Here is a 4,480-nt window from a genome sequence, read left to right as displayed (position 1 = left end):
CCGGGATCAAGCCGGTGGCTTGCCCGCAGCCTTGTCGGCCCGGGCTTCAGGGCTGGTTGACGGCAGCCCACTCAGCCGTAACTGAGTACAGCGATCACGAATATTGCGTGCTGCGTTGATATCGGCATGCTCCTGGGAGCCGCACTGCGGACAGGTGAAGGCATGCCGACGGCGGTTCCCCCGTTGTCCACACAGCGAACAGGTCTGGCTGGTGTAGGCCGGGTTCACCTCCACCACCTGCAGCCCTCGCTCCTGTGCTCGCTGCTCGACCCACCGCCGGATCAGTCCCCGCTGCCACAGCGTGAGCCGGCACCGCAGTGCTCGTCCCCGGATCTGCTCTTGCTGCGGCGGGGGCACCTGCAGTCGTTCGAAGACCAGCACCGCCTGCGGTGGCGCCCACTCCACCAGGCGCTTCGCTACCGTCTGTGCGAAGGTCTGAGTGCGATGCCGTTGCCGGCGACCAAGCCGTTTCAGCACCCGTCGGACACTGCGCGTGTCCCGGTGCTGTGCCTTGTGGGCCGCCAGCTTCCGCTGCAGTCTCGCCCGCGTCTTCGCTGTGCGCCGATTGCGCACCTTCACCGCCTTCCCGCTCACGAACAGCACCCGCTCCTGGCCATCCACCGCCACCAGTGCATTCGTCTCGTTCAGATCGATCCCCACGACGGCCTCGGTCTCTGGGCGGGCCGTCGGAGGATCAGGCACCTCCAGCGTGATCGTCAGTCGCCCCAGTAGCCGCCCATCGCGTTCCAGCACGGTGAGACTGTCTATCGTCTTGGCCTGTGCCAGCCGTGGCAGAAAGGCCTCCGGCACGCGGACGGGAAGTGGCTTGCGTCCGGCGACGGTCCAGATGGCAAAGCAGAGTCAGTTTGAAGCGACGCAGCAAGTCATCGAGATGCAGGAGCTGGCTCCCGCCGCTAGCGGCGCCTCCAGTGCCTGGCGGCTCTGGCGACGTTGGCGCCGCCATGTGATCATACCTTATCTATTCCTGCTGCTCTTCTCGTTCTTTTTACTGGTGCCTTTGCTCTACGCACTCTGGACCAGCTTCTTTGTGGAGCGCCTGATCGGCGGCACCACCTTTGTGGGCCTGGTGAATTATCAAGAGGTGGTACACGATGGCAATTTCTGGGAGGGAGTCCGCAATGTCCTCTTGCTCCTGTTCACCCAGGTACCTCTGATGTCGGGTCTAGCCCTGTTGCTGGCCCTTCTGCGTATGGAAGGTGAGATAGGCCGTATGTGACTTCACAACAACCTCCTGCTGTCTGCCTCTCCGATGAGAGTCGGAGAGACAGGAGTCATGTGGTGCGGTCCGCCAGCGGGACGAATGGATTGGCTGGCGAGTCTCTCCGTTCCAGTATAGTGTCAGGCGGGGCAGCGAACAATCCAGGCATTGTGGCCAGACTCTTCCTTTTGGGATGTGCACTATGGTACGCTCTGAAACAAAGGGGTGCAGTTCTTCAGCAGTGGCAACAGCGAGGAAGTTCGATGTATCAGCGCAAGCGCGGCCTGCTGGTCGGTCTTCTGCTTATCGCCCTGGCGCTCATCCTGACGCTGCTGATGGGTACTGTGCGCGCCCACGCCCCGCTCGGCTTTTTCTGGAGTGGCAGCGATGTCACGCTGCAAGAGCAGAATCAGGCCATTGTGCAGACCCAGCCGCTGCTCAATGGGAGGCTGGCCTCACTTGGCTGGATCGTCGGGCGCGACTGTCAGCGCGGTATCCAGGCCTACTTGCGGACCGCCGACATCAACCCTGATGCAGCCCTCGTCGGCAGCGGCTGGGTCAATCCCCTGACGGGACAGCTCATGAATGGCGAGAGCAATAACTGCCAGGCGGGCACACTCAGCATGGAGAATGTCGTCCGCCTGATCCACAGTAAGGGAGGCAAAGCCTACCTGACGGTCACCATGGAGACCGACGCCAACGGCTGGACCGCCCGTCAGCAATCGGACTACATTAAGACGGCCATCCAGCAGCCGGCCTATATCCAGGCGATCGTCGACGTCGTCAAGCAAGGGGGCTATGACGGGGTGATCATGGATCTGGAGGGGGCGGAGCGCACCTATCCGCAGATCCAGCAGCTCTTTGCGGAGTACAATCGCCTGGTCTGGAAAGCCATGCAGGCACTCAACAAGCCCTACGGCATCGCGCTGATCCATAAGATAGCAGACCGTGACGACTACTACAACCTCAATGGCTTTGAAGACTGGTCCCTGCTGGGTCACTGTGCCGATTTTATCGTGATCATGTCGCTCGACCAGTCATATTTCACGCCGGGGCCAACGGTAAGTGTGCCCTGGCTCAAGCAGATCCTGGCTTACGCCCTGAAGACCATGCCCCAGATGCTGCCTCGCATCGTCTGGGAGTTTCCGCTCTATGGGGCGCGCTGGCATCAGGCCGCCGATGGGCACTGGATCTTTGACGGCGGTCTCAACTACGCCGACGCTGTAGCGCTGGTCAAGAGCATTCCGGCCAGCCAGATCGACCAGCAGGCCAGCAATCTGAACGATCCTTATGCCGCCCACCTGGTCTACACCGATAGCACCGGGGTCACGCATGCCATCTGGTACCATACCGCCGAGAATCTACTGCGCATCATCCGCGAGTTCCGCGATCTCCTGCGACAAACGCCGCAGTTTAGCCGTGCCCATGCCTTTTTACAGATTGCCGTCTGGTACCGGGCGACCTGGGAACCAGACACGCTCTGGCGCCCACTGCTGACGGTGTTGCCCAATGAAGCGATCTGAGCCAGGCAAGCGAAATTCACTCTTGCCAGGGCAGCTCGATCCCATACTCGGGCACCAACTGAACCGCCCGTACGGTCACTGGTAGCGTGCCATCGCTGGCCGGCAGAGGAAGTCGCTCCCTGGTGAAGTAACGCAAGACCGGCGCATTGGCTTGCAACGGCGTAAAGCGTAGAATCAGTTCAAGCTCGCGCCCCGGCTGGGCAAAGCGCTTCAGTCCAATAATCCAGGGCAGGTCGGAGCCAAAGTAGTCAGCCACCAGGTGCCCATCGAGGAAGGCCTGTCCCACATCGGCTACACAATCCACGCGCAGGAAGAGATCGCGCACCCCCTCCAGAGCCTCGGCGGCCAGGCGCAGGCGCACCACCTGCGGCTCAGGTTGCTCCAGCGACCAGCGTGCTTTCCAGGGAGGACACTGCAGACGGTAGCGCCAGAAGACACCAGCCGTCCCCCTGTCTTCCAAGAGGCCCGTAGCCGGTAGCGAGCTGGGCAGGCGAGGATAACTCAACAGATCGAGCTGGGCTTCGCCCTGCCAGCAGACCGTCAGCCGCTCCTCTCCAGCATCCACCCAGGCAGCGCCTTCGCTTTCCGTGAGCAGCAAATACTCAGTGCCAGCCAGCCTGACTTTCCAGCAGCGCAGCGCCTGCTCCTGAGACAAAACCAGCAGCTCCACGCCTCTCCCCGAAAGCCCTGTCGCCTCCAGGCGTGTCCCCAGGCCAGGCAGCGGCCAGGCATAGAGGGTCTCGCCTTCTTCCGCACTGCTCCCACCCTGGACCGTCAGAGCACGGCAGCCCTGGCGTGCCAGGGCAAACTCAGGCTGAAGGCCGTCAGGAGCAAAAAAGACCACGCACCTCCGCTCGCGAGCATGCAAAACCGTGAGCGGCTGGGCCGTAGCATAGCGCAGGCGCAGACCATCGCCAAGCTCCAAGCCCACGGGTAAGATCGCACTCATCCCCCGAAGCAATCTCAAGCTGCCTTCATGGGGCAAACGCAGCCGTTCCTGGGGGAGCAAGACCTCAAGCGCAATCCCCTCCAGATCAGCCGTCTCGGCATGATCTTGATAGACACTGAGGAAGAGAAAGCCTTGATCCTGATGCGCACGGGCTGCATAGCGCAGCACGTTGGTCACCTGTGGTTTTAACGTGCTTGCACCAGGCGGGAGCACCACGGGCAGAGGAGCGAGTCGATCGCCAAATTCAGCCAAAAAGAGATGAATGAGACGCAGACGATGATAGGAGGCGTGGAGTTGACCATACTCTCCCAGCGGCGCCTGAAAATCATAGGAGAGACGAGGCACCGTAAATTCATTGAGGAAGCCGCGACGGCCCGGCGGGTTCGACCCCCCGTGATACATGTAATAGCCAAGCCAGTTGCAGCCACTGCCTAGAGCGACCACAGCCAAGGCCTGCGTACACTCGGGAGGCACCAGCGGACGATGAAGATAGGTCATCTGGATACCGGCCCCTAGCTCACAGTAGGCATAAGGATAGCGCTCGATCGGATAGCGAAAAGCGCCGGCTTGCCACCAGTCAGCGGCAGGCTGCTGCGGGGAACGGAAGAGGAATTCGCGGCTCGGGACTGGCTCAAAGGAAGGATCAGGCTCCCAGGGCGTGAAAGGATAAGCAGCATGCATCGGTAAAAACCCTTCGGCGGGCACGGCAGCCCCTCCCCAGGCCGTACAGGTATAGAGTGGCGCCTCCAGCCCCACCTCACGAGCCAGAGCACGCAGGCGCTCCAGATG

At 61.7% G+C, this 4,480-nt stretch carries 4 protein-coding genes; 2 read left to right on the top strand and 2 right to left on the bottom strand.

The window, feature by feature from the left end:
* Positions 1–6 precede the first annotated feature (6 nt).
* A complete protein-coding gene (locus IRZ24_RS17245) occupies positions 7–810 on the bottom strand; it encodes a transposase (RefSeq protein WP_297166916.1) in 804 nt (267 codons plus the stop codon).
* 37 nt (positions 811–847) lie between these two features.
* Here IRZ24_RS17245 and IRZ24_RS17240 point away from each other — a divergent pair, with 37 nt between their 5' ends.
* Positions 848–1,237, top strand: coding sequence for a hypothetical protein (locus IRZ24_RS17240; RefSeq protein WP_297166913.1), 390 nt, complete (start codon positions 848–850; stop codon positions 1,235–1,237).
* Positions 1,238–1,482: 245 nt separating this feature from the next.
* Positions 1,483–2,742, top strand: a complete 1,260-nt coding sequence (locus IRZ24_RS17235) for a hypothetical protein (RefSeq protein WP_297166910.1) — start codon at positions 1,483–1,485, stop codon at positions 2,740–2,742.
* Positions 2,743–2,758: 16 nt separating this feature from the next.
* Here the strand turns inward: IRZ24_RS17235 and IRZ24_RS17230 are convergent.
* On the bottom strand, positions 2,759–4,480 hold a 1,722-nt coding region (locus IRZ24_RS17230; RefSeq protein WP_297166907.1), incomplete at its 5' end, for a beta-galactosidase.

Origin of the sequence: Thermogemmatispora sp., from assembly GCF_019683755.1 — a bacterium.
Taxonomy (GTDB): domain Bacteria; phylum Chloroflexota; class Ktedonobacteria; order Ktedonobacterales; family Ktedonobacteraceae; genus Thermogemmatispora.
The sequence above is the reverse complement of the archived record's forward strand: the minus strand, read 5'-3'. Positions and strand labels throughout refer to the sequence as shown.